The sequence below is a fragment of the Streptomyces sp. NPDC088147 genome (genome assembly GCF_044741565.1).
Classification (GTDB): domain Bacteria; phylum Actinomycetota; class Actinomycetes; order Streptomycetales; family Streptomycetaceae; genus Streptomyces.
Genome location: NZ_JBIUSY010000009.1, coordinates 292,019 through 316,366 on the forward strand (window position 1 = coordinate 292,019; position 24,348 = coordinate 316,366).

The 24,348-nt window shown below is 71.9% G+C and carries 18 protein-coding genes; 7 read left to right on the forward strand and 11 right to left on the reverse strand.

Annotated features, from left to right (window positions below):
• The 6 genes from ACIOGX_RS30175 to ACIOGX_RS30200 all read right to left on the reverse strand — a co-directional run bounded on the left by ACIOGX_RS30175 (position 1) and on the right by ACIOGX_RS30200 (position 6,719).
• The gene (locus ACIOGX_RS30175; protein WP_401917784.1) at positions 1 to 1,239 is read right to left on the reverse strand and encodes a YncE family protein; all 1,239 of its coding nucleotides are present in this window, start codon (positions 1,237 to 1,239) and stop codon (positions 1 to 3) included.
• Entirely contained in the window at positions 1,239 to 2,069 is an 831-nt protein-coding gene (locus ACIOGX_RS30180) for a polysaccharide deacetylase family protein (protein WP_356511197.1), read from the reverse strand. The genes ACIOGX_RS30175 and ACIOGX_RS30180 overlap by 1 nt, the downstream gene beginning before the upstream one ends.
• Before the next feature lie 189 nt (positions 2,070 to 2,258).
• On the reverse strand, positions 2,259 to 2,783 hold the full coding sequence (locus ACIOGX_RS30185; protein WP_165372033.1) for an ATP-binding protein: 525 nt from the start codon (positions 2,781 to 2,783) through the stop codon (positions 2,259 to 2,261).
• Between the two features lie 252 nt (positions 2,784 to 3,035).
• Positions 3,036 to 3,806, reverse strand: coding sequence for an enoyl-CoA hydratase/isomerase family protein (locus tag ACIOGX_RS30190; RefSeq protein WP_401761156.1), 771 nt, complete (start codon positions 3,804 to 3,806; stop codon positions 3,036 to 3,038).
• Between the two features lie 222 nt (positions 3,807 to 4,028).
• The gene (locus tag ACIOGX_RS30195) at positions 4,029 to 5,318 is read right to left on the reverse strand and encodes an Ig-like domain-containing protein (RefSeq protein WP_401917787.1); all 1,290 of its coding nucleotides are present in this window, start codon (positions 5,316 to 5,318) and stop codon (positions 4,029 to 4,031) included.
• A gap of 225 nt (positions 5,319 to 5,543) precedes the next feature.
• Entirely contained in the window at positions 5,544 to 6,719 is a 1,176-nt protein-coding gene (locus ACIOGX_RS30200) for an Ig-like domain-containing protein (RefSeq protein WP_356511571.1), read from the reverse strand.
• A 227-nt stretch (positions 6,720 to 6,946) separates the two neighbouring features.
• On the opposite strand from ACIOGX_RS30200, the gene glgX reads away from it, so the two are divergent.
• The 4 genes from glgX to ACIOGX_RS30220 all read left to right on the forward strand — a co-directional run bounded on the left by glgX (position 6,947) and on the right by ACIOGX_RS30220 (position 14,388).
• A complete protein-coding gene (gene glgX / locus ACIOGX_RS30205; RefSeq protein ID WP_401917789.1) occupies positions 6,947 to 9,289 on the forward strand; it encodes a glycogen debranching protein GlgX in 2,343 nt (780 codons plus the stop codon).
• Between the two features lie 147 nt (positions 9,290 to 9,436).
• The gene (locus ACIOGX_RS30210; RefSeq protein WP_401917791.1) at positions 9,437 to 11,311 is read left to right on the forward strand and encodes an ABC transporter ATP-binding protein; all 1,875 of its coding nucleotides are present in this window, start codon (positions 9,437 to 9,439) and stop codon (positions 11,309 to 11,311) included.
• Complete coding sequence (locus tag ACIOGX_RS30215; RefSeq protein ID WP_401917793.1) at positions 11,308 to 13,245, forward strand: ABC transporter ATP-binding protein; 1,938 nt, start codon at positions 11,308 to 11,310, stop codon at positions 13,243 to 13,245. The genes ACIOGX_RS30210 and ACIOGX_RS30215 overlap by 4 nt, the downstream gene beginning before the upstream one ends.
• Positions 13,246 to 13,365: 120 nt before the next feature.
• Positions 13,366 to 14,388 (forward strand): alcohol dehydrogenase, encoded by a 1,023-nt coding sequence (locus tag ACIOGX_RS30220; RefSeq protein WP_401761148.1) that lies wholly within the window; start codon positions 13,366 to 13,368, stop codon positions 14,386 to 14,388.
• Between the two features lie 30 nt (positions 14,389 to 14,418).
• Here the strand turns inward: ACIOGX_RS30220 and ACIOGX_RS30225 are convergent, their stop codons facing one another.
• Both ACIOGX_RS30225 and ACIOGX_RS30230 read right to left on the reverse strand, forming a co-directional pair.
• Positions 14,419 to 15,600, reverse strand: a complete 1,182-nt coding sequence (locus tag ACIOGX_RS30225) for an alpha/beta hydrolase family protein (protein ID WP_401761147.1) — start codon at positions 15,598 to 15,600, stop codon at positions 14,419 to 14,421.
• Between the two features lie 126 nt (positions 15,601 to 15,726).
• On the reverse strand, positions 15,727 to 16,674 hold the full coding sequence (locus ACIOGX_RS30230) for an NAD(P)-binding domain-containing protein (RefSeq protein ID WP_356511183.1): 948 nt from the start codon (positions 16,672 to 16,674) through the stop codon (positions 15,727 to 15,729).
• A 183-nt stretch (positions 16,675 to 16,857) separates the two neighbouring features.
• Here ACIOGX_RS30230 and ACIOGX_RS30235 point away from each other — a divergent pair, with 183 nt between their 5' ends.
• Both ACIOGX_RS30235 and ACIOGX_RS30240 read left to right on the forward strand, forming a co-directional pair.
• Positions 16,858 to 17,475 carry a TetR/AcrR family transcriptional regulator gene (locus ACIOGX_RS30235; protein ID WP_401917796.1) on the forward strand — a complete coding sequence of 206 codons (618 nt, stop codon included), beginning with the start codon at positions 16,858 to 16,860 and terminating at the stop codon, positions 17,473 to 17,475.
• A gap of 512 nt (positions 17,476 to 17,987) precedes the next feature.
• A complete protein-coding gene (locus tag ACIOGX_RS30240; RefSeq protein WP_356511179.1) occupies positions 17,988 to 20,024 on the forward strand; it encodes a M4 family metallopeptidase in 2,037 nt (678 codons plus the stop codon).
• A gap of 173 nt (positions 20,025 to 20,197) precedes the next feature.
• Here the strand turns inward: ACIOGX_RS30240 and ACIOGX_RS30245 are convergent, their stop codons facing one another.
• The 3 genes from ACIOGX_RS30245 to ACIOGX_RS30255 all read right to left on the reverse strand — a co-directional run bounded on the left by ACIOGX_RS30245 (position 20,198) and on the right by ACIOGX_RS30255 (position 23,312).
• A complete protein-coding gene (locus ACIOGX_RS30245) occupies positions 20,198 to 21,382 on the reverse strand; it encodes a DUF1266 domain-containing protein (protein WP_401917798.1) in 1,185 nt (394 codons plus the stop codon).
• A complete protein-coding gene (locus ACIOGX_RS30250; RefSeq protein WP_383969556.1) occupies positions 21,379 to 22,557 on the reverse strand; it encodes a DUF1266 domain-containing protein in 1,179 nt (392 codons plus the stop codon). Before ACIOGX_RS30250 ends, ACIOGX_RS30245 begins: the two co-directional genes overlap by 4 nt.
• 77 nt (positions 22,558 to 22,634) lie before the next feature.
• A complete protein-coding gene (locus ACIOGX_RS30255; protein WP_401917800.1) occupies positions 22,635 to 23,312 on the reverse strand; it encodes a TetR/AcrR family transcriptional regulator in 678 nt (225 codons plus the stop codon).
• 44 nt (positions 23,313 to 23,356) lie between these two features.
• On the opposite strand from ACIOGX_RS30255, the gene ACIOGX_RS30260 reads away from it, so the two are divergent.
• Positions 23,357 to 24,322, forward strand: a complete 966-nt coding sequence (locus ACIOGX_RS30260) for a threonine/serine dehydratase (RefSeq protein ID WP_401917802.1) — start codon at positions 23,357 to 23,359, stop codon at positions 24,320 to 24,322.
• The last annotated feature ends 26 nt before the right edge of the window (positions 24,323 to 24,348 follow it).

Here is a 24,348-nt window from a genome sequence, read left to right on the forward strand (position 1 = left end):
TCAGCGGAAGACCCCCGTGTGCCCGAGCGAGTAACGGCCGGGCTGCGGATAGACCGCGAGTCCGTGCGGACCGCCGCCGACCGGGATCCGGGCGATCTCCTTGCCGCTGCGCGTGTCGATCGCGTACACCTCGGAGTCGTAACGCCCCGCCAGCCACAGGACCTTGCCGTCCGACGAGACCCCGCCCATGTCGGGACTGCCGCCGTCCGGCAGATACCACTTCTTCGCCAGCTTGTTCTTCGCGAAGTCGAAGACGGAGATGGTGCCCTCACCGCGGTTGGAGATGTACATCTCCTTCGAATCCCGGCTGACGTACAGGCCGTGACAGCCCTCGCCCGTCGGCAGCAGCTTCGGGGTGGTGAACTTCTCCCCGTTCAGCACCCACACGCCGTGGGCCATCATGTCGGCGATGTAGAACGTCTTGCCGTCCGGCGAGATCTTCACGTCCTGCGGCATGGCGCCCTGGAAGGGCAGCTTCTGCTGGGAGACGACCTTCATGTGCTCCGTGTCGACCTTGAGGAGTTCACCGGAGAACTCGCACGACACGATGAAGTACCGGCCGTCCGCCGAGAAGTCGGCGTGGTTGACGCCCGCGCAGGTCACCGGCTCGGTCTTCTTCACCTTCATGGTGTGCGGATCGCGGAAGACCAGCTGGCGGTCGAGCGAGGCCATGACGATCGCGTACTTGCCGTTGGGCGTGAAGTAGAGGTTGTACGGATCGTGTACGTCGACCGGTTCGCCCGCCTTGCCGGTGGCGGGGTCGATGGGGGTGAGCGTATGGCCGCGGTTGTTGTTGACCCAGAGGGTCTTGAGGTCCCAGGAGGGCACGACATGCTGTGGCTGTCTGCCGACGTCGATGGTCTCGATGACCTTGTAGGTCGCGGGGTCGATCACCGAGACCGTGTCGGAGTGGGTGTTGGGCACATACACCCGGGACGGGAAGCCCTTCACGATGGGCGAGAGCATGCCCGGCCGGTCGGCGGCGTAGATGTCCTTGGGGTCGAGTACGGGCGGCATGCCCGGCAGTCCGGCCGGCACGCTCCGCTCGGGTACGACGGGCCGGGCGGCGGCCTTGGTCGCCTTCGGCGCGGGCCGCCCGGTGTCCTGGCTCGCACAGCTCGCGAGCAGGGCGAGGGCGGCGGTTCCCAGCAGGGCGGCGGTGCGCCGGGCGATCCGGCCGGCGGCCCGCGGGGTGCTGGGAGCGGGCCGCTCGGTGGTCCGTGGTGTGGGGGGAAGCATCAGGTCAGCAGCTCCGTGGTCGTCACCGCGCGCAGGCCGCGGCGTTCCAGTGCGTCGAGGAGGGCGGGCAGCGCGGCGACGGTGTCCGCGTAACCGAAGTGCAGGCTCACCACGGAGCCGTTGCGGATCTGTCCGGTGACGGTGCGGGTGACGGCCGCGGCGCCGGGCGAGGTGAAGTCGAGCGAGTCGACGTCGTACGAGAGGACGTGCGGGTAGCCGGCCTTCCGCGCCAGCCGCTGGACGAGCGGGGTGGCGTACTGCGTACGGGAGGGGCGGAACCAGCTGCCGATCGAGCCGGTGAGCTTGCGCAGCCGCTGGGCGCAGCCGGTGATCTCCGCGTACGCCGCGGCCTCGTCCAGGTCGGAGATGTCGATGTGGCGCAGCGTGTGGTTGCCGAGATCGTGGCCGCCGTCCAGGATCCGGCGGGCGAGGGCCGGGTGTTCGTCGAGCCAGCCGCCCACGGCGAGGACGGTGATCCGGGCTCCGGCGCGTTCCGCCTCCGCCAGCACCGCGGTGGCGGTGGCGGGGTCGCCCTGCCCGTGGAAGGTGAGGGCGACCCGCGCGCGGTCGCGTGGGCCGTGCGCGATCTCGGCGGGCTGCCCGGGGAACCGGCGCGGCGCGGGTGCCGTACGGACGGCGGGCCGACCGTTCCCCGGGCTGGGTCCCGCGGACGTTCCGGCCGCTGATCCGGCGGCGGATCCGCGCGGCGGACCGGACACGGAACCGGTGGGGGTGGCGGGGGCGCTGTCCGTACAGCCGGTGGCGAGGACGCCCGCCACGGCCGCACCGGCTCCTGCGCGCAGTGCACTGCGCCGGTCGATCGGAATCACGCCCCCATTTAAGGGGGAAGGAGGGCGAAAGGTGACGATTGACCGGTTGAGTGACCTTACGGGTCGTCACCTTCAGGGCCATCCTCGGGGGGCGCCCCATGAGAGCGATCGCCAGGGCCGCCCCGTCAGGGCGATCATCAGGGGTCGCCCCGTCAGGTCATCGCCGGGGCATCGTCCGGGTCGCCCCCGTCAGGGCAGCTGGCGGTCGGAGACCCGCATCTCGAACCAGGTGTTCTTGCCGCGTGGCAGCAGATCCACCCCCCACCGGTCGGAGAGCCGGTCCACCAGGAAGAGGCCGCGCCCGCTGGTGTCCATCTCCTGCACCGGCATCAGACAGGGCAGTCCGCGCGAGGGGTCCCGCACCTCGATCCTGATCCAGCCCCGGCGGCGCAGCATCCGTAACCCGAAGACCCGGGCGCCGGTGTGCCGCACGGCGTTGCCGACGAGTTCCGAGACGAGCAGTACGGCGTACTCGGCGGTCTGCGGTGAGAGCGCCCACTGTTCCAGCACCACGCAGTGGGTGATCCGGCGGGCGGCGAGGGCGGATTCCGGGCGGGAGGGCAGGCGGACTTCCGCCTCCGTCGGATTGCCGAACAATTCCAGCGCCTTGTGCGCCTGTTCGTCGTCGACGGACGGTATCCACCGCGCTGCGGCCGCGTCGCCGCGCTGCCGCGGTTGCTCCACACCCTCCAGGCCCGCCATGTCCCCCATCATGGCCGCCCAGACCCCTCCCGGGGGCCGTTCCGGGTGAATCGACCCCCCGGAATGAGTCATTCCAGGGGGCGCGAACGGCATATGCCAAGGGCAGAACTTGGGCTTGCACAACCACCCTGACCTGCAATGACGACCCGCAATTGGATGATCACCAAGAGCGATCACGGCAAATATCTTAAGGTTCCCTTAAGGTTGAGCTAAGCCGGGCGCCGGGTTGACGCCGCCCTGTTCCCACCGCCAACAGGGCGGCTTTCAGAGGAACTTGGCCTTCCCGGGGCCGTCCTCCACGAACGACCGCATGCCGCGCTCGCGGTCCTCCGTGGCGAACAGGCCCGCGAACCAGTTCCGTTCGATCGTCAGACCGGTCTCCAGATCCGTCTCCAGACCCGCGTCGACCGATTCCTTGGCGGCCCGCAGCGCGAGCGCGGGTCCCTGGGCGAGCCGCGCGGCCCAGGCGTGCGCCTGCTCGTACACCTCTTCCGGCGGGACCACCCGGTCGACCAGACCGAGCGTCAGCGCCTCGTCGGCCTTCACCTGACGGCCCGTGAAGATGAGGTCCTTGGCCCGGGAAGGGCCGATCAGCCGCGCGAGCCGCTGCGTACCGCCGGCGCCCGGGATCAGGCCGAGCAGGATCTCGGGCTGGCCGAGCTTGGCGTTGGCCCCGGCGATCCGGAAATCGGCGCAGAGGGCCAGTTCGCAGCCGCCGCCCAGCGCGTAGCCGGTGACCGCCGCGACGACGGGCTTGGGGATACGGGCGACGGCGGTGAACGACTCCTGGAGCGCCCGGGAGCGCGCGACCATCGCCGCGTGGTCCCACCCCCGCATCTCCTTGATGTCGGCGCCGGCCGCGAAGACCTTCTCGCCGCCGTACAGGATCACGGACCGTACGTCGTCGCGCCGGCCCGCTTCGTCGGCCAGCTCGCGCAGCCGGTCCTGGATGGAGGAGTCGAGTGCGTTCATCGGGGGGCGGTCGAGCCGGATCGTGCCGACGCCGCCGGAGACCTCAAGGTTCACGAATGCCATACGGGCAGGTTAACCGGCGCTAACCGACGGCGACACCGGCACCGGTACGGGCAGGGGTTCCGGTACGAGTACGGGCACGGGTACGGGTACGGGCACAGGTGCGGATTCCGGCGCCGGTACGCGTACGGGCCCGGAGTACCGGCGGGGAGACGCGGACGGGCCCGGTGCGCTCAGTCGCGGCGCACCGGGCCCGTATCCCCTGCGAGGGCCTCGGCGGAGGTCCTACGCGGTCCACTCCGACCAGGACATGTTCCAGCCGTTCAGGCCGTTGTCCGGGGCGATCTGCTTGTCCTTCGAGTTCTTCACGATCACCACGTCACCGATGAGCGAGGAGTTGTAGAACCACGCCGACGGAGTGCCGTTGTTCCCGCCGCCGCGGATGTCCCGCAGCCCCACACAGCCATGGCTGACGTTCGCGGAGCCGAACGTGCCCGGGGACGCCCAGTAGTTGCCGTGGACGAAGGTGCCCGAGGTGGACAGCCGCATCGCGTGCGGCACGTCCTTGATGTCGTACTCACCGCCGAAGCCCACCGTCGCGCCGTTCATCCTGGTCACCTCGTACTTCTCGCTGATGACCATCTGACCGTTGTACGTGGTGGTCGACGGGGCGCCCGCGGTGATCGGGATGTTCTTGATCTGCTTGCCGTCCCGTACGACCTTCATCGTCTTGGCGCTCGCGTCCACGGTGGAGACCTGGCTGCGGCCGATCGTGAACGTGAAGGACTTCGCCTGCTCGCCGTACACGCCCGGCCGGCCCTCGACGCCGTCCAGGTTGAGCTTCACGGTCACCTTCGTGCCCGCCGCCCAGTACTTCTCGGGGCGGAAGTCGAGGCGGTCGTTGCCGAACCAGTGGCCCTCGATCGGTACGGACGGCTCCGCCGTGACCGTGATCGCCTGCTCCACCGCCTCGGGCTCGGTGATGCCCCGGGTGAAGTTGATCGAGACCGGCATTCCGACACCGACCGTGGAACGGTCCTCGGGCGTGTAGTGGCCGATGAAGGTGTTCTTGGGTACGAGCGTGGTGAAGGTGGTGTCCTTGGCGGACTCGCGGCCGTCGGCGTCCTTGGCGATCGCGTGCACCTTGTACTTGGTGGCGCCGGCGAGATGCTGGAGCGGCTCCCAGCTCGCGCCGTCCGCGGCCAGCTTGCCCTCGACCGGCTTGCCCTTGTCGTCCTGGACGGTGACCGTGGTCAGTTTGCCCTTGCCGGCCGAGACCTTGAGGGCGCCCGTGGTCGCGACCGCCTTCGCCCTGTCCTCCGGAGCGATCGTCACGACGGCCGCCGAGGCCGCGTTCTCCACCTTCCCCGCGCCCTCGCCGTTCTTGCCACTGTCACCCGTGCCGGAAGCACCGCCTCCGCCGCACGCCGTGACCACCAGGAGCAGCCCCCCGAGCATCAGGGCCAGCGGCCCCGTTCCCCCGTGTCCCCGTCGTCCCGTGCGCCGTTCCGGTCCCTCGCCCCGCGGCGCCCGGCCCGACCCGGCCGATGTCCCCGATATCGGCAGCCCATTCACTATGGTCGTCTCCCCTCGCACGGCCTGGCCCCGCCACGGCCCGCACTCCCGCGCGTCGAGTGCACGCGCTCGCGACAGATAATCACACCGGAAGCCTTACGGTGATCTCGCGTCTGTCACCATTCGGTCCCAACAGGCCGGGACGGTGCAGGTCATACGGGCCGTACGAGGGGACGGCCGGGTGCCGAGGGGCTCCGGGGGAGCCCTGGCGGGTGGCCGGCGGCGTCAGTCGGCGCGGGAGCCCGAGACCGCCGAACCCGCCTTCCAGCGCTTCCAGTCCAGGTTCCAGCCGCCCAGACCGTTGTCGGGTGCGACCGTACGGTCGTGGGAGTTGACCACCTCGACGACATCGCCGATCAGGGTCCGGTCGAAGAACCAGCCGGCCGGGGTGTCGGGGCCGCCGCCCTTCACGTCCCGCAGTCCGACACAGCCGTGGCTGACGTTCTGGGAGCCGAACGTGGTCGCGGGCGCCCAGTAGTTGCCGTGCAGGAACGTCCCGGACGTGGTGAGCCGTACCGCGTGCGGCACGTCCTTGATGTCGTACTCACCGCCGAAGCCGACCGTCCTGCCGTTCATGCGGGTGACGTCGTACAACTCGGTGACCACCATCTTCCCGTTGTACGTGGTGGTCTTGGCCGCGCCGGCGGTGATCGGGACGGTCGAGATCAGCTCCCCGTCGCGCCGTACCTCCATGGTGTGCTCCTCGGCGTCGACCAGCGAGACCTGGGAGCGGCCGACGGTGAAGCCGACCCTCTTCTCCTGGATGCCGAAGACCCCCGGTGCCGCCTGGACGTCGCGCAGGGCCAGATCGATCGTCACTTCCGTGCCCGGCTCCCAGTATTCGCGGGGCCGGAAGTCGAGACGGTCGTGGCCGAACCAGTGCCCGGCGATCTCCACCGGCGGATCCGCCGTCACGGTGATGGCGCGTTCGACGGCCGCCCGGTTCTGGATCGTGCGGTTGAAGCGGAAGGAGATGATCATGCCGGTGCCGACGGTGGCGCGGTTCTCCGGGGAGAAGTAGCCGATGAACCGGTCGGTGGGGACCGCCGTCATGAAGGTGGTGTGGCGTGCCGAGCGGCGGCCCGCGCCGTCCACGGCCACCGCGTCGACGCTGTATTTGGCGGCCAGCGCGACCCGCGCGCCGCTCTCCGGCGTCCAGGAGCGGCCGTCCGCGGAGATCCGGCCGCGCAGCTCGGTGGGTTGCGCGTCCTCCACCTGTACGACCTTGACGCGCTCCAGCCGGCCGTCCGGCACCCGCACCGCGATCGGATCGGACCGGCCGATGCCCTTCGTACCGTCCTCGGGGGTGATCCGGATCGTGTCCCCGGGAGCGCGCGACTTGCCCTCCGTGAACGATTCGGTGCCCGCGCATCCCGCCAGGCCGGCCAGCAGGCCGGTCATCAGTCCTGCCCATGTCAGGACGGCGACCGCGCCGGTCCCCGCCCGCTTGGGCTCTGTCCGCTTCAGTACGTGTCTCACGTCCCGCCCAACGACCACGCCCCTCCGGGGGAAACGTGAGGGCGGGGCCTCTTGCGGGCAGAACAGGTGGGAGGACCACGCGAGGGGAGCCACGGCCGGGACGTCGTGCGCCCGATCCGCGAGGCCGACGAGCCGCGGGAGGCCGGTCAGTGGCGAGCGCAGCCGAGCAGAAGGCAGTGCAGGAGAAGCGGAAGGAGGAGAGCGAGGGGAGGGACACGGAGAAGGTCGCCGAGAAGGTCGCCGAGAAGGTCGCCGAGAAGGTCGCGGAGAAGGGGCGGGAGCAGAGGAGGGAGATCCGGGACGGCAACGGTCACCGCCGCGAGCCCGGCGCCCCGAGGCCCGTGGTCTGGCCGGGCACGCCGACCCCGCTGGGAGCGCGCTACCGAGTGGGCCCCGACGGCGTGGCGGGCACCAACTTCGCCCTCTGGGCGGGCGGCGCCGAGGCGGTCGAGGTCTGTCTGTTCGACGACAGCGGCGCCGAGACCCGGTTGTCGCTGACCGAGCTGACCCATGAGATCTGGCACGGCTTCGTGCCCGACATCCGGCCGGGACAGCGCTACGGGTACCGGGTCCACGGCCGCTGGGACCCCTGGACGGGCGCCCGCTGGAATCCGGCGAAGCTGCTGCTCGACCCGTACGCCCGTGCGGTGGACGGAGATTTCGGGCTGCCTCCGGAGGTCTACGGCCATGTGCGCGACTGGCCGCAGCGGGAGGTGGCCGACACCGTGCGGGACGGCCGCGACTCCGCTCCGCACGTCCCCAAGGGGGTCGTCGTCCACGACAGCGCGCCCGACGACGAGTGGGCCGACGACCGCCGGCCCAAGACGCCGTGGGCCGATTCGGTCATCTACGAGCTGCATGTGCGGGGCTTCACCAAGCTCCACCCGGGGATCCCGGAGAACCTGCGCGGTACGTACGCGGGACTCGCGCACCCGGCGGCCATCGGCCATCTGCGGCGGCTCGGGGTGACGGCGGTCGAGCTGCTGCCCGTACACCAGTTCGCCCATGAGGACCATCTGCTGCGGCGCGGGCTGCGCAACTACTGGGGCTACAACTCCATCGGCTACTTCGCGCCGCACGCGGGCTACGCGGCGAGCGGCACCCGGGGGCAGCAGGTCGCGGAGTTCAAGGGGATGGTGCGCGCGCTGCACGCCGCGGGGATAGAGGTCATCCTCGACGTGGTCTACAACCACACGGCGGAGGGCGGGGAACAGGGGCCGACGCTGTCCCTGCGCGGTATCGACAACCGCGGCTACTACCGGCTGCCCTCCGACGCGCGCAGATACACCGACTACACCGGCTGCGGGAACACCCTCCATGTGGTCCAGCCCCAGGTACTGCGGCTGATCACCGACTCGCTGCGCTACTGGGTCACGGAGATGGGTGTCGACGGCTTCCGCTTCGACCTCGCGGCGGCGCTGGCCCGCTCCATGCACGACGTCGACATGCTCTCGCCGTTCCTCGCGGTGATCGCCCAGGACCCGGTCCTGCGCCGGGTGAAGCTGATCGCCGAGCCGTGGGATGTGGGCAACGGCGGCTACCAGGTCGGGTCGTTCCCCCCGCTGTGGACGGAGTGGAACGACCGCTACCGCGACGCCGTACGGGACTTCTGGCGCGGCGCGCTGCCCGATGTGCGGGATCTCGGCTACCGGCTGTCGGGGTCGAGCGATCTGTACGCGTGGGGCGGCCGGCGGCCGTACGCCTCCATCAACTTCGTCACCGCGCACGACGGCTTCACGCTGCGCGATCTGGTGTCGTACGAGCGGAAGCACAACGAGGCCAACGGCGAGGGCAACAGGGACGGGACGAACGGCAACCGCGCCTGGAACTGCGGGGTGGAGGGAGAGACGGACAACGCCGCGGTCAACGCCCTGCGGCGGCGGCAGTCGCGCAATCTGCTCACCACCCTGCTGGTGTCGACGGGCGTGCCGATGCTGGTCGCGGGCGACGAGATGGGCCGTACGCAGGGCGGCAACAACAACGCGTACTGCCAGGACAGCGAGGTCAGCTGGCTGGACTGGTCCCTGCTCGCGGACCCCGACGGGCAGGGGCTGCACGCGCTGACCGCCCGGCTGCTCGCCCTGCGCCACGCCCATCCCGTACTGCGCCGCCGCGCCTTCTTCTCCGGCCGGCCGCAGGCCCCGGACGGGCTGCGCGACCTGGCGTGGTTCACCCGGCAGGGCTCGGAGATGACGGAGGAGGACTGGTACGCGCCCGCCCGGACGCTCGGGCTCTTCCTGTCCGGGCGGGACATCCCCGGCCGGGACGCGCGTGGCGAGAAGATCACGGACGACAGCTTCCTGACGGTCCTGCACGCGGATGGCCGGCCAGTGGAGTTCACGCTGCCGGGGCCGCCGTGGGGGCAGGCGTACGAACTGGTGGTCGACACCGCGCGGGAGGAGCAGACGGAGGCGCCGGGCACGGTGTACGAGGGAGGGGCGAAGGTCACGGTCCCGGCACGGGCGGTGCTGGTGTTCCGGGTGAAGGGGTGAGGGTGCGGGGGTCAGAGTGAGGGTGCGGGGGTCAGAGTGAGGATGCGGGGGTGAGGGTGACGGCTCCGCCCCCGGGTGGCGGCGACGGCCGGGGTGACGGGAAAATCACATGAGCGATGTCAGTGGTGAACCGTAGGCTCGCTCCTGATGTCCGAAACACATGCAGACACCAAGGACCGGTCCTCCGTTCGCTCCCTGCTGCGGCTGTGGCCGTACGTGCGACCGGTGCGCGCACGGCTGGCCAGTGCGGCTTTCGTCGCGATCGTCGCGTCCTGTCTCGGGCTGGTGTTCCCCCTCGTACTGAAGTGGATGGTGGACGGTCCCGTCGCGGACCGGGACACCGGGGGCATCTGGCTCGGGGCGCTGATGCTGCTGGGGCTGGGGATCGTCGAGGCGGTGCTGTTCGGTTTCCGCCGCTGGCTGGTGGCGCGGCCACTGGCCGGTGTGGAGGCGGCGATGCGGGCGGATCTCTACCGCCATCTGCAACGGCTGCCGGTGGCCTTCCATGACCGGTGGCCGTCGGGTCAGCTGCTCTCGCGCGGGACGACGGACCTGATGCTGTTGCGGATGTTCCTGGCGTTCCCGCTGACGTTTCTGCTGGTGAACGCCACAACGATCCTGGTGGGTTTCCTGATTCTGCTGATGCAGGACTGGTCGCTGGGGCTGGTGCTGATGATCCCGGTGGTCCCGCTGGTGATCGCCTGCTCGTTCTTCGAGTCGCGGTTCGCGCTGGTCGCGCGCCGGGCGCAGGACCAGGTGGGCGATCTGACCACGGTGGTCGAGGAGGGCGTGCTCGGCATCCGGATCATCAAGGGGTTCGGCCGCCACCGCAGCCAGTCCCTCGCGTTCCGCGCGCTCACGCGGCGGCTGCGCGAGACGGAGCTGGAGAAGGCGCGGCTGCTGGCGGGCATCTGGGCCCTGATCATGGCCATTCCCGAACTGGCCATCGCCGCCGCGCTGGTGCTCGGCACGGTCCAGGTCGCGGACGGCGGACTCTCGACGGGCACGCTGGTCGCGTTCCTGTCGACGGCGCTGGCGCTGCGATGGCCGGTGGAGTCGATCGGGTTCCTGCTGGCGATGAGCCAGGAGTCGGCGACGGCCACCGAGCGGTTCTTCGAGGTGATGGACGTACCGGAGGAAGCGGAGGACGCGTCGGGGAACGCGTCCGGGGAGACCTCGGGTCAGGAAGCGGGCGGCGGGCTGCGCTTCGAGGGGGTGACGTTCCGGTACCCGGACGCGGAGGCGGGCTCCACGCCCGTCCTGGAGCGGATCGATCTGCACATCAGGCCCGGCGAGACCATGGCCGTCGTCGGGGCCACCGGTTCGGGCAAGACCACGCTGACCGCCCTCGTACCGCGACTGCACGAAGTGACCGCCGGGCGGATCACGCTGGACGGCGAGGACATCGCGCTGATGCCGCGCGAGCGGCTGCGGGAGCTGGTGTCGGTGGCGTTCGAGGAGCCGACGCTGTTCTCGGCGACGGTCGGGGAGAACGTACTGATGGGCGCGGAGGACGCCGGCGAGGACGCGCTGCGGCGGGCGCTCGACGTGGCCCAGGCGGGCTTCGTCGAGCATCTGCCGCGCGGCACCGGGACGGAGGTCGGCGAGCAGGGACTCAGCCTCTCCGGCGGACAGCGCCAACGGCTCGCGCTGGCACGGGCGGTGGTCGGCCGGCCGCGCTTCCTGGTGCTCGACGATCCGCTGTCCGCGCTGGACGTGCATACGGAAGCGCTGGTGGAGGCCGCGCTGCGGCAGGTACTCAAGGAGACCACGGCGCTGGTGGTGGCGCACCGGCCGTCGACGGTGCTGCTCGCCGACCGGGTGGCGCTGATCTCGGGCGGCCGGATCGCCGCCGTCGGCACCCATCAGGAGCTGCTGCGGAGCAGCGAGGAGTACGCGTGGCTGATGTCCGGGGCGGAGCGGGATCCCCGGGCCGGGGCCGCCGCGGAGTACGGAGCCGGGACCGCGGCGGAGTCCGGGGCCGGGGCCGCTTCAGGGGCTGTTGAGGAGAGCATCCGATGACGACGTCGACCACCACGGGCCAGGACGCGCCGCGCCCGGACGCGAACGGCCGGGACGCGAACGGCCCGTCCGGGCCCGGCGGCAAGGACTCCCCCGCGTCACCCACCGAGCCCGGCGCCACCGAGGCCCTCGCCGCGGCGCCCGACGACCCGTTCGGCCAGGACGCCCTGCCCGCGCCCCCGGGCGCGACCGGCGCTCTGCTGCGGTCCCTGCTGACGGTCCGGCGCGGGCGGGTCGCGCTGGCCGCGCTGCTCCTGCTGCTCCAGCAGGCCGCCTCCCAGGCGGGCCCGCTGATCGTCGCGTACGCCATCGACCGCGGTGTGCCCGCCTTCCGCGACGGCGACAACGGGCCGCTGTACGCCGTCGGGGCGGGATACCTGATCTGCGCGGTGGGCTCGGGGGCGTTCCAGTACGCCTTCATCCGGGTCGCCGCCCGGGTCAACCAGGACGTACTGCTCGATCTGCGCGGCCGGATCTTCCGCCATGCCCAGGCGCTGAGCCTGGACTTCCACGAGCGCTACACCTCCGGGCGGCTGATCTCCCGGTCGACCACCGATGTGGAGTCCCTGCGCGAGCTGCTCGGCGAGGGCCTCCAGGAACTCATCGGCGTGGTGCTGGCCTTCGTCTACATCTCGGCGATGCTGCTCTACCTGGACGTGGGCATCGGGTCGCTGGCCGTGGTCTCCTTCGTACCGCTGTATCTGCTGGTGCGGATCTACCAGCGGCGGGCGGGGGTGGTCTTCGGCCGGCGCTCCACGGCGATCGCGGCCGTGATCGTGAAGTTCGCGGAGACGATGAACGGCATCAGGCCGGTGCAGGCGTTCCGGCGCGAGCGCGCCAATGACGCGGACTTCCACACGCTCAACCACCGCCATGAACGCAGCAACGGCGACGCGCTGCTGGAGATGGCCCGCTATGTGGTCGGCTCCCGGTTCGTCGCCAACACCGCCGTCGCCGCGATCGTCCTGTGGGGCGCCTACCGGGTGGCGGACGGCACGCTCGCGCTCGGTGTGCTGGCCGCGGCCGTGCTGTATCTGCGCAGGCTGTACGACCCGATCGACCGGCTGGGGATGTTCCTCAACTCGTACCAGTCGGCGGCGGCCTCGATGGAGAAGATCGCGGGTCTGCTGGCCCAGACGCCCTCGGTGCCCGAGGCGTCGAACCCCCGGACGCTGCCCGCGCTCACCGGCGAGTTCCCGGGCCGTGAGGCCGTCTTCGACGGGGTGAGCTTCACGTACCGTACGGGCGGCGAGGTCCTGCCCCGCTTCGACCTGACGATCCCGGCCGGGCAGACGGTCGCGGTCGTGGGCTCGACGGGCGCCGGCAAGTCCACGCTGGCGAAGCTGCTGGCGCGGTTCTACGACCCGACGGAGGGCCGGATCCTCCTCGACGGCGTCGACCTGCGGGAGCTGGACACCCCCGAGCTCCGGCGCGGGGTGGTGATGGTGACCCAGGAGGCGTTCCTGTTCTCCGGCACGGTCGCCGAGAACATCGCCCTGGGCCGCCCGGACGCCTCCCGCGAGGACATCGAACGCGCGGCGAGGGCCATCGGCGCCGACGAGTTCATCCGCGGCCTGCCCGACGGCTACGACACGGACGTGCGCAAGCGCGGCGGCCGGATCTCCGCGGGCCAGCGCCAGTTGGTCGCCTTCGCCCGCGCGCTGCTGGCGAATCCGGCGGTCCTGATCCTGGACGAGGCGACCAGCTCCCTGGACATCCCGGGCGAACGCGCGGTCCAGCGCGCGATGGACACGGTCCTGCGCGGCCGTACGGCGGTGGTCATCGCGCACCGGCTGTCGACGGTCGAGATCGCGGACCGGGTGCTGGTGATGGAACACGGCCGCGTCGTCGAGGACGGCACCCCGAAGGACCTGATCGCCGGCACGGGCCGCTTCGCGGGCCTCCACCGCGCCTGGCGCGACAGCCTGGCCTGACGGGGACGCGCGCCGGGTGAACTCGGCTGCTTCACCCAGCGCGCGTGGCCGGGGCCGAGCTGGTCTGCTGGTCCGGGGGCGTCGTGTCCGTACCCCTCCGTCCTCCCCGGAGAGATCCAGATGAGCAGCTATCGAGTCGCGCAGGTCGCCGCCGCCGGCGGGCCGTTCGAGATCGTCGAGCGCGAGGTCGCGCGGCCGGGCCCGGGGCAGGTCCGGGTGGTGGTGGATGCCTGCGGGGTCTGTCACAGCGACAGCGCTTTCGTGGACGCCCAACTGCCCGGCGTACGGTTCCCGGTGGTCCCCGGGCATGAGATCGCCGGGCGTGTCGAGGAGCTGGGCGAGGGGACGGAAGACGCCTGGCGGGTGGGCGACCGGGTGGCGGTGGGGTGGTTCGGCGGCAGCTGCCACCACTGCGTGCCGTGCCGCCAGGGCGACTTCATGGTGTGCGAGAACCTGAAGGTCCCCGGGTGGACGTACGAGGGCGGTTTCGCCGAGTCGGTCATCGCCCCGGCCGACGCCCTGGCCCGGATCCCCGACGCGCTGGCGGCGACGGACGCGGGGCCCATGGCCTGTGCCGGGGTGACCACGTACAACGGGCTGCGGCGCAGCTCCGCGCGGGCGGGTGACCTGGTCGCCGTCCTGGGTATCGGCGGCCTGGGCCATCTGGGGGTGCAGTACGCGGCGGCGATGGGCTTCGAGACCGTGGCGATCGCCCGCGGAGCCGCCAAGGCGGACTTCGCCGGGCAGCTCGGCGCGCACCACTACATCGACAGCACGGCGGACACCACCGTCGCGGACGCGCTCCAGGCGCTCGGCGGCGCCAAGGTCGTGCTGGCCACCGCGGCCAACGCCGACGCCATGACGGCGACCCTCGACGGGTTGTCCCACCGGGGCGAGCTGGTCCTCATCGGCGCGGCCCCCGAGCCGTTGAGCGTCGCCGCGGGCCCGCTGCTGATGCGCGGCCGGATCATCCGCGGCCATCCGGCGGGCACGGCGCGGGACGTGCAGGACACCATGGAGTTCAGTGTCCTGCACGGCATCCGCCCGATGACCGAGGTCCTTCCGCTGGACCGGACGGCCGAGGCCTACGAGAGGATGCTCTCCGGCGCGGCCCGCTTCCGGATGGTGCTCACCCCCCGCTGACGCGCTCCGGCTCGGCTCTCCCCGCGCCGGTCAGGGGTTGTTGAACCGCACCTCCGGGTGGGCCGCCGTCGGGCCGTCCAGCAGGGGCCGTGGAATGCCCCGCAGATGCTGGTCGAAGAAGGCGCCGACATAGGCGCGGGTGAGATCGATCGAGCGCGTGGCGGGCACCTCCGGCTCGGGGAGGCCGAGCTTCCCGGCGAGGAACGGGGCGTCGGTGAAGGTGAAGTGGTCCGCGCCCGCGACGGTCAGCCAGCGCTTCCAGCCGTCCAGGCGGTCCCAGGTGGTGTCCCAGCTCTCGTCCCCGCCGCCGGGCCGGTGGGTCCGGTCGCTGCCCAGCATCATGAAGGGGCGGCCGTCGAGCCCCTGGTCGGGTACGGAGCCTTGGAAGGACCCGTCCATGTTGACGCCCGCCCGGACGCGGCTGTCACCCGCCATGGCGGAGCCCGCGCTCGCGCCCCCGAGCGAGTGTCCGGCCATGCCGATCTTCTTCTTGTCGATCAGATGGGCGTACCGCCAGGCCGGCCGGCTGCCGGTCAGCCGGTCCAGGAGGAAGGACACGTCCCGGGCGCGGACCGCGGTGGCGACGCCGTGGTCCTCGGACTCGTCGAGCACGTCGCAGGCGGCGCAGGTCAGCGTCCGGCCGCCCGGGAAGGCGGCGCCGGCGGCCTCGTAGGCGTGGTCCACCGTGGCGACCACGTACCCGCGGCTCGCCAGGTCCTCCGCGAGGCTGGTGAGGGTGTAGCGGGCGACGGTGAAGCCCGGGGAGAGCACCACTAGGGGATGAAGACCGCGTTCTGCGGGGCGGGCGTTGACACGGCTGTGGACGCCGGTCGCGCTCACCGTCTCCGGCGGAGCGGCGTCCTCCAGATTCTGGAACTCGATGAGCAGCCGGATTTCCTCCGTGGTGGCGTACCGGGCAGGCGTGCCCGTACCGGCGTGCGCGGGGTAGTACAGGGTGACCATCAGTTCCCGGGCGCCCGCCAACGGCACCCAGGGGTCGGGGCGGGAGTGGTCGGTGAGGTGCAGCGTGTGGCGGCCGACCGCGTACGGGCCGGTGGGCCGGGGCAGTTGGGGCGCCTCGGCTCTGGCCGGGGAACCGGGCGTGGCGGGCGCGGTGACGGGCACGGACGCCGGAAACGCCGAGGCGGTACCGGCCGCGACGATCGGGAGCGCGAGTGCCGCGGCGGTCGCCGTACGGTGAAGTCGCTTCATGCCGACGACGCTAGGCGAGGCGGCCCGACAGCGCCTCCGACCATGGGCCGAGCCCGACCCTGACTCCCGCCCCATCCCCCCTGTCCGCGGGAGTCAGGGTCGCTCGGCCCACGGCCTGACTCCCGGTCACACCCCCGTGGTGACCGGTCCGTCCGCGAGGACCTCGATCAGGCTGGTGAAGCTGTCGGCGGCGTGACCAGCCGTCACCCCGCGCCGGAACAGGTCGAGGACCGCCGCCGGAAGCGTCGTGTCGACCCCCGCGTCCCGGGTGGTGTGGAGGACGTGGTCGACACTCGCCGCCCCCATGGCGAGCCGGTCCACATCGCCCGGGTACGCACCGCGGTCGATCCTCGGCGCGTAGAACGCGAGGAAGCCGGGCAGCGACGCGAGCGTGGGGACGGCGTACGGCAGGAAGTCCCCGGCGGAGATGCCGTGCGCGCGGGCGACGGCGAGGGCGTGCAGGGAACTCGTCATGGCGGTCCAGAAGATGTCCATCTGGAGCTGGTAGTACAGCGGCGCCAGGGCCGGGTCCTCGCCGAGGTAGTTCGTGCCGGTGAGAACGCCGAGGGTGGCCGCGTGCTCCTCGAAGACGTCCTTGGGGCCGCTGTAGAAGGTGGCCGACTCCGGCTTCCCGATGCCCGAGGGCGGCACCTGCACCCCGCCGCTGAGATGACGGGCGCCGTGCCCGGCCGCCCAGGCGGCGGCCTCCTGGGCCCTCTTGGGGGTGTCGGAGCTGAGGTTGACGAGGACCCGGCCGGCGAGCGCGCCGGTGGCGGGCCCGAGGAGGGCGTACATCGCGTCGTAATCCGTCAGGCTGAGGATCACCAGCTCATGGGCGGCCAGCGCCTCGTCGACCGTGGCCGCGCGGACCGCTCCCCGCGCCACCAGTTCGTCGGCTCTGCTCGCGGTCCGGTTCCACACGGTGACCTGATGGCCGCCGTCCAGGAACGCGCCGACCATGGCCTGGCCCATCGGCCCCAGCCCGATGACGGTGACGGGCGTGGCCGAGGCGGTCGGCGTGACCGGTGTGGCCGGTGCGGCCGACGTGCCCGGCGTGACTGTCTGCTTGCTCATGGGACTTCCCCTCCGGAACGGCATCTTCGCAACGCGTCGCGTGAACGCGTCATGAGAACGCGTCACGAGAATGCGTCACAGCGCGTCACGAGAACGCGTCACTAGAACGAACGCTCTATCCAGCGATCGATGCAGAACGTAGCACGCTTCTGGAACGAACGCTCTATCCGATACCCTGACCCGGTGAAGACCACCGCGCGGCACCACTCGGACCGGGACCCGCAGGCCGCACTCAGCACCCGCGAACGGGTCGTCAGGGCGGCCTCACGGCTGATGCAGCGGCAGGGGTACGACGGGGCCGGGATCAAGCAGATCGCCCAGGAGGCCAACGCCACACTGGGCTCCGTCTACCACTTCTTCCCCGGCGGGAAGCAGGAGTTGGCCGTCGCCGCGATCGACCACGGCGACCGCGAGTTCGCCACGATCCTGCGCGAGGTGCTGGACAGCGAGGAGGACCCGGCCAAGGCGGTCATCGCCTGCGCCGACAGTCTCGCGACGGGCCTGCGCACCTCCGACTGGATCGACGGCTGCCCGGTCACGGCCACCGCCCTCGGTACGGCCGGCCGCGCACCCGACATCCAGCGGGCCGCCGCGCTGGCCTTCGCGCACTGGCGCGGGCTCGTGACCGACGCGCTCCGCCGCGCGGGGATCCCCGACGAGGACGCGCGGAGCCTGGGCCATACGGTGATCAGCACGCTGGAGGGCGCCGAACTGGCGGCCCAGGTGTCCAGGAGCGACGAGCCGCTGCGCACGGCGGGGACGCATCTGGCCCGGCTGATCACCTCGTACCGGCCCGCCTGAGCCGGAGCGGTCCGGGCGGCACACGGGAGACCGCGCACCACGCGCCGCTCACCACACGCCACACGCCGCACGCCGCGCACCACACGCCGCCCATCACACGCCGCGCGCCGCGGGCCGGGTCCGTCACGTACAAGCGGTGGTACGAAACGAGCCACAATCCCCCGCGGCCGGGCCAGGGCACAGCGGCCCCACGCACCACACCCCGTTCACAATCCACAACGCCGCGAGTCGGCCACCCCAGCGCCGCACCCTGTCCTCACCCTGTCCGGATCCAGCCCGGTCCGGCCGGTGCGAACCTCCCGCAACACCGCCGCAATGATCCACGAAACGTCCGCTTAACGAACAGGACCTTTCGGGCAGCGGACGAATTCCGGCCAACTTGTTGACGCGCTCCTGACAGCGAGCCGTCACACCTGCCACTCTTCCCCCGTTCTCAGCACCACTCTGCTCCGCGTGCACTGTCCGGACGGCCCATCGAGCTGCCCGGTACCCCCCTCGCAGAAGGAGTTCGCGTGAGACCCACGCTCAGCCGCCGCGCCACCGCGACCGGCGCTCTGATCGCCGCAGCAGCTCTCCTCACCGTCGGCGTCCAGGCCGGCACCGCCTCCGCCCAGCCCGACAGCGCGCCCGCCGCGCCCGTCGCGGGCAAGGCCGACCCCGGAGCGCTGCCGCGCACCCTCTCCCCCGCCCAGCGCGCCGCGCTGATACGCGAGGCCGACGCGACCAAGGCGGCCACCGCCGAGGAACTCGGCCTCGGGGCACAGGAGAAGCTCGTCGTCCGCGATGTCGTCCAGGACGTCGACGGCACCACGCACACCCGGTACGAGCGCACGTACCAGGGCCTTCCGGTCCTCGGCGGTGACCTCATCGTCGCGGCGACGAAGGCGGGCGCGACCCAGTCCGTCAGCAAGGCGTCCGCGTCCGCGCTCAAGAACGTCGCCACCGCGGCCGACATCGCGCCGGCCGTCGCCGAGAAGCAGGCGCTGAGCGCCGCCGCCGCCGACGGTTCGAAGAAGACCGAGGCCGAGCGCGCGCCGCGCAAGGTGGTCTGGATGGCGCAGGGTTCGCCGACCCTCGCCTACGAGACCGTCGTCGGCGGACTCCAGCACGACGGCACCCCGAACGAGCTGCATGTCGTCACCGACGCCGCCACCGGCAAGAAGCTGTACGAGTGGCAGGCCGTCAACAACGGTGTCGGCAACACCCAGTACAGCGGTCAGGTCACCCTCGGCTCCGTCCAGTCGGGCTCGACGTACAACCTGACCGACACCGGCCGCGGCAGCCACAAGACGTACAACCTGAACCGCGGCTCGTCCGGCACCGGCACGCTCTTCTCCGGTCCCGACGACGTCTGGGGCAACGGCGCCGCGTCCAACGCGGAGACCGCGGGCGCCGACGCCGCCTACGGCGCCGGGGAGACCTGGGACTACTTCAAGAACGTGCACGGCCGCACCGGCATCCGCGGTGACGGCGTCGGCGCGTACTCCCGCGTCCACTACGGCAACAACTACGTCAACGCGTTCTGGCAGGACAGCTGCTTCTGCATGACGTACGGCGACGGATCGGGCAACGCCAAGCCGCTGACCTCCATCGACGTGGCCGCGCACGAGATGTCCCACGGCGTCACCGCCGCCACCGCCGGTCTGGTCTACAGCGGCGAGTCCGGCGGTCTGAACGAGGCCACCTCGGACATCTTCGCCGCGGCGGTCGAGTTCTACGCCAACAGCCCGCAGGACCCGGGTGACTACCTCGTCGGCGAGAAGATCGACATCAACGGCAACGGCACCCCGCTGCGTTACATGGACAAGCCGAGCAAGGACGGCGCGTCCAAGGACTACTGGTACTCCGGTATCGGCAACGTCGACGTCCACTACTCCTCGGGCCCGGCGAACCACTGGTTCTACCTGCTCTCCGAGGGCAGCGGCGCCAAGGTCGTCAACGGTGTCTCGTACGACTCCCCGACCTCGGACGGTCTGCCGGTGACCGGCATCGGCCGGGCGAAGGCCGAGCAGATCTGGTTCAAGGCGCTCACCACGAAGTTCACCTCCACGACCAACTACGCGGCGGCCCGCACCGGCACGCTCGCGGTCGCCGGTGAGCTGTACGGCACCACCAGCCCCGAGTACACGGCCGTGGCGAACGCCTGGGCCGGTATCTCGGTCGGCACCCGCCCCGGTGGCGGCGGCGGGGGCGGCACGGTCTTCGAGAACGCCGGAGCGGTCGCCATCCCGGACAACGGCGCGGCGGTGACCTCGTCGGTCAACGTCACCGGAGTCACGGGCAACGCCCCGTCCAACCTGCTGGTCGGCGTGGACATCACGCACACCTGGCGCGGTGACCTGGTCATCGACCTGGTCGCCCCGGACGGCACCGCGTACCGGCTGAAGAACTCCAGCGGCAGCGACTCCGCCGACAACGTCACGGAGACCTTCTCCGTGAACGCGTCGTCCGAGGTGGCCAACGGCACCTGGCAGCTGAAGGTCCAGGATGTCGCGGCGCAGGACACGGGCCGTATCAACAGCTTCAAGCTCACCTTCCCGACGAGCTGATCCGAGCCGTTCGGTCGTACGACCGTACGGCCGCACGACCGAACGGCGGAACCGCCCGGGGTGTGACGACACCCCGGGCGGTTCCCTGTCCGCATCGCCGCCCGCCGTCCCGCGCCACGCCGTCCCGCGCCACGCCGTCCCGCGCCCGGCCGCCGAGCGCCGGGCCCCGCCGCTCAGCGCCAGGGAATGTTCCGCCACGGGCTGCCCTCGTTCTCCGTCAGCAGACGGTGGGCGACGACGTTCTGCTCGTAGAACGAGCCGTACTCCTCGCCGTCGAAACGCAGCACCCTGCCGAGCGCGTACGCCGCGGAGAAGTCCTCCCACGAGCGGTAGGCCGGCTTGCTCAGCGCTCCGGCGTGCACGATCGCCTGCTGGGCCTCGTACGGATCGCAGAAGCGTGCCGACAGCCCCCAGCGGGCCAGATTCACCGCACGCCCGTAGTCATAGGCGACCGTGGTGGTCACCCTGCCGTCCGGGGGCAGCAGCCCGTCGGCGCGGAACCGGGCCTCGTACCGGAGGATGCGCCGCACCAGTTCCTCGATGCCCCGGACCGTGTCATGGCCGGCCCCGAGGTCCTGGGCGTGCCCGGCGGCCGTCTCGCGCCACAGGTCGGCGGACGGCGGCCCGCCGAGACCGGCCCGCAGCTGCTCGCGCACCCGGAGGGTGAAATCGGGCTCGGGCGGGCTGTTGCGCGCGTCCAGCAGTGCGTTCAACTGCCCCTGCCAGCCGGTGCGTTCGGTGATGCCCCAGGAGTCGCGGAGCTGTGCGCGTTCGGTGGCGTAGTCGTGGTAGGCGGTGCCGACCTCGTTCCACGGCACACCGTTCCCGACCGCCAGATGCGCGCCGCACGCCAGGCCGTAGGCGAGCGGTCCGTGCAGCGGGCCGTGCCAGAGGGCGGTCAGCCGGTCGTCGGACGGGCGGTCGTTCTCCGCGTAGTAGCGGAGCCACAGCGCGCGGTGCTGGGGCATGGCGGGCAGCAGAAGCTGCGCCGGGGTACCGGCGTTGACCGCGAGCAGCTGCTGCGGGTCCCGCCACTCGAACTCGGCGATCCACTGGAGGGAGACGCCGTGGAACACCCACTCGGGGTGCCACGGCGGCAGCATCCCGCGGGTGAGGACGGGCTTGCAGCTGCGTCCCGCCTCGTCGCGGTGCGGGCGCCAGCGCACCCGGTCGGGCTCCGCGTCGACCTCGGCCCTCGGCGCGCCGATGTACAGCTCCGCGCCGGCCAGTACCCGTAGCTGTGCCTCGGTGTCGCCGCGCGCCCCGGCCTCGTACAGCAGGCGTTCGGTCTCGGAGGGCGCTGTCCACGGGGCGCCGTACGCCGGGCTGCCGGGGTGATGAGGGAGAGGTGGGCTCATGACCAGGGGATGTTCCGGTAGGGACTGGTGGGGTCCTGGACGAGGATGCGGTGGTGCGTGAGCGACTCCTGGTACCTGACGTCGGAGTCGTCGTCCCCGTCGAAGTGGATCAGCCGGGTCAGCGCGTAGCCGAGGGAGAATTCCTCCCAGGATCCGTAGGCCCGCCGCGCCAGTTCACCGATCCGCAGAACGGCCGTCTCGGCCTCGTGCGGATCGCAGTAGCGCGCGCCCAGCGCCAGCCGGACGACGTTGACCGCGCGCCCGTGGTCGAAGGCGGCCAGGGTGTCGATCCGTCCGCCGGGCGCGAGGATGCCGTCGGCGCGGAAGCGGTCCTCGTACCGGACGACGCGCCGCAGGGACTCACCGGCCTCCATCAGCTCGGCCTGGGACGCGCCGCGCCGGTTCAGCGCGGCGGTGACGCTCTCGGACCACTCCCGCCGCGAGGGCTCCCGCTTCAGCCGTCCGACGAGACCGAGCCGGGTGCGGAGGACGAACTCGTGGGTGCGGCCGATGAGCCGGGTGGCCATCAGCGCGTCGAGCGTCTGCCGGTACGCGGCGCGGTTGCCGATGTGCCAGGGGCGGTACAGCCGGGCGATGTCCGTCTCGTAGTCGAGATACGCGGCGCCGAGCTGGTTCCAGGCGATGCCGTTGTTGACGGCGAGATGGGCGCCGAGGGCCAGTCCGTGCGCGACCGGCCCGTGCAGCGGACCGCCGCTGTGTGTGACCAGCCGGTTCTGCCGGGGGCCGCCGGACGCGGCGACGGCCTTCAGCCACGCCCTGCGGTGGGCCGGCCGGGCCTTGACGCTCGTCGCGCAGGGCGTGCCCGGGTTGACCCCGAGCCACCACTTGTTGTCCGGCCAGGACGCGGCGAGTTGGGCGAGGGTGGTGCGGCGGAACACCCACTCCGGATGCCAGGGCGGCAGCATGCCGGGGGTCAGGACGGGGACGAGGGTGCGGCCTGTCGCGGGGTCGGGCTGTGACGGGAGCGGCGCGGTGTAGCCGGGGGTGTCGGCGTGCAGCCGGGCGACGAGCACGTAGAGCGGGGAACGGGAGAGCACGTCGAGTACGGCGTCCCCGTCGTCGCGCGCGGTCGCCTCGTACAGCAGCCGCTCGGTCTCGGTCGGTGGCGCCCAACGGGTGTCCGTATCCGTGGCCTTGTCCGTACTCGTTGTCACGGCCCGATCCTACGGAAGCGGTCCGGGGCCGCTGTGGGGCAGGTGGGGAGGACGCGTTCGCGGTGCAGGGGAGCCGGTCACACGTCCGCGCGTGGCTCGTTCCGCCGCCGGTCGTGACGAGCCGGGTCGGCGGCGCGGACGAGCTGGCGCAGCGCGCCGTAGAAGACCTCGTGGTCCACGACGGCGGGCAGGATGGCGGCGAGATGCCCGGTCAGCACGGGGAACTCGTCCGGGTCCAGCGCCGCCAGCGCGCTACGGGTCACCGCCAGCGAGGACTGGGGATCGCGGTGATCGACGAAGGTCGCGCTGCCGAGGGTGAGCAGATACATGCGGCGGTACGCGGTGACCGCCTCCTCGGGTGTCATGCCGGCCCGGATGCTGTCGGCGAGCTGTGGCTCCACCAGCCGCCCCAGCAGCTGAGGCCCGAGCCACGGCCGGCCGCCGCGCAGGGCGAGCAGTCCCGGATGGGCGGTCAGCGACGCGTAGAGCCGGCGGAAGCGCGCCTCGGTGGCACGGGCCCAGTCGGTGCCGGGCGGGATGTCCGGCAGATCGGCCGCGAGGTGGTCGGCGCAGAGGTCGAGCAGCCCGGCGAGATCCGTGCAGCGGCGCTGGACGGTGGCGTGGGCGACACCGAGGCGGGCGGCCAGCGTACGGAAACTCAGGGCTTCCGGCCCTTCCTCGTCGACCAGCGCGAGCGCTGTCGCGGCGATGCGGCCGGGGGTGGCGGAGTCGAGGGACGCGGATTGCCGGGGCATGCGAGCCAGCGTACGGTACACCGTATCGATACGAGGAGCAGCCGGTGCGAGAACTCAGCCACGACGACATCAAGCAGGCCACCGACCGCATCACGGGACATGTGCGCCCGGTGGCGGTCGCGCCCGCCGATCCCGGCGCCGCCCAGGTGTGGCTGGCCCTGGAGCACCTTCAGCACACCGGCAGCTTCAAGGCGCGCGGTGCCCAGAACTTCGTGCGCGCGCACCGCGAGGAGGGCACCCTCCCCGACGCGGGCGTGACCATCGCCTCGGGCGGCAACGCCGGACTCGCCTGCGCGTGGGCCGCCCGGCAGCAGGACGTGACCGCCACGGTGTTCCTGCCGGAGACCGCGCCGCGGGTGAAGGTCGCGCGGCTCCGCTCGTACGGTGCCGATGTACGGCTGACCGGCGCGTCGTACGCCGAGGCGCTGGCCGCCTGCCAGGACTTCGCCGCGACGACCGGTGCGCTCGCCTCGCACGCGTACGACAACCCGCTGATCGCCGCGGGCGCGGGCACCCTGCTGGAGGAGATCCACCAGCGGATCCCGGAGCTGGACACCGTGGTGGTCTCGGTGGGCGGCGGCGGGCTCTTCGCCGGGGTGGCCACCGCCGCGCGGCACCACGGCATCCGGACGGTGGCGGTCGAGCCGGAGAACTGCCGCGCCCTGAACGCCGCGCTCGGAGCGGGCCGGGTGGTCGACACCCCGGTCGACTCCGTGGCCTCGGACTCCCTGGGCGCCTCCCGCGCCACCACGCTCGCGCTGCGCGCCGCGCGGCACGACGGCGTGCGCTCGGTGCTGGTGCCGGACGCGGAGATCATCCGCGCGCGCCGCGCGCTGTGGGCGGACTACCGCCTCGCGGTCGAACACGCCGCGGCGACGGCTCTCGCCGCGCTGACCGTGGAGGGTGAGGGGTACGGGTACCGGCCCGTCGAGGGCGAACGGATCTGCGTGGTGCTGTGCGGGGCGAACACGGACGTGGCGTCGCTGGCGGGGCCGGACGGGAGCGCGTGAGCGACCGGCCGATCGTGAGTGACCGG

Bases quoted from the DNA above. Each gene is read 5' to 3' on its own strand.
- ACIOGX_RS30220 (WP_401761148.1), top strand. From the start codon at position 13,366: ATGAGCAGCTATCGAGTCGCGCAGGTCGCCGCCGCCGGCGGGCCGTTC.
- ACIOGX_RS30210 (WP_401917791.1), top strand. From the start codon at position 9,437: ATGTCCGAAACACATGCAGACACCAAGGACCGGTCCTCCGTTCGCTCC.
- ACIOGX_RS30185 (WP_165372033.1), bottom strand. From the start codon at position 2,783: ATGATGGGGGACATGGCGGGCCTGGAGGGTGTGGAGCAACCGCGGCAG.
- ACIOGX_RS30190 (WP_401761156.1), bottom strand. From the start codon at position 3,806: ATGGCATTCGTGAACCTTGAGGTCTCCGGCGGCGTCGGCACGATCCGG.
- ACIOGX_RS30225 (WP_401761147.1), bottom strand. From the start codon at position 15,600: ATGAAGCGACTTCACCGTACGGCGACCGCCGCGGCACTCGCGCTCCCG.
- ACIOGX_RS30175 (WP_401917784.1), bottom strand. From the start codon at position 1,239: ATGCTTCCCCCCACACCACGGACCACCGAGCGGCCCGCTCCCAGCACC.
- ACIOGX_RS30245 (WP_401917798.1), bottom strand. From the start codon at position 21,382: ATGAGCCCACCTCTCCCTCATCACCCCGGCAGCCCGGCGTACGGCGCC.
- ACIOGX_RS30255 (WP_401917800.1), bottom strand. From the start codon at position 23,312: ATGCCCCGGCAATCCGCGTCCCTCGACTCCGCCACCCCCGGCCGCATC.
- ACIOGX_RS30200 (WP_356511571.1), bottom strand. From the start codon at position 6,719: ATGACCGGCCTGCTGGCCGGCCTGGCGGGATGCGCGGGCACCGAATCG.
- ACIOGX_RS30230 (WP_356511183.1), bottom strand. From the start codon at position 16,674: ATGAGCAAGCAGACAGTCACGCCGGGCACGTCGGCCGCACCGGCCACA.
- ACIOGX_RS30215 (WP_401917793.1), top strand. From the start codon at position 11,308: ATGACGACGTCGACCACCACGGGCCAGGACGCGCCGCGCCCGGACGCG.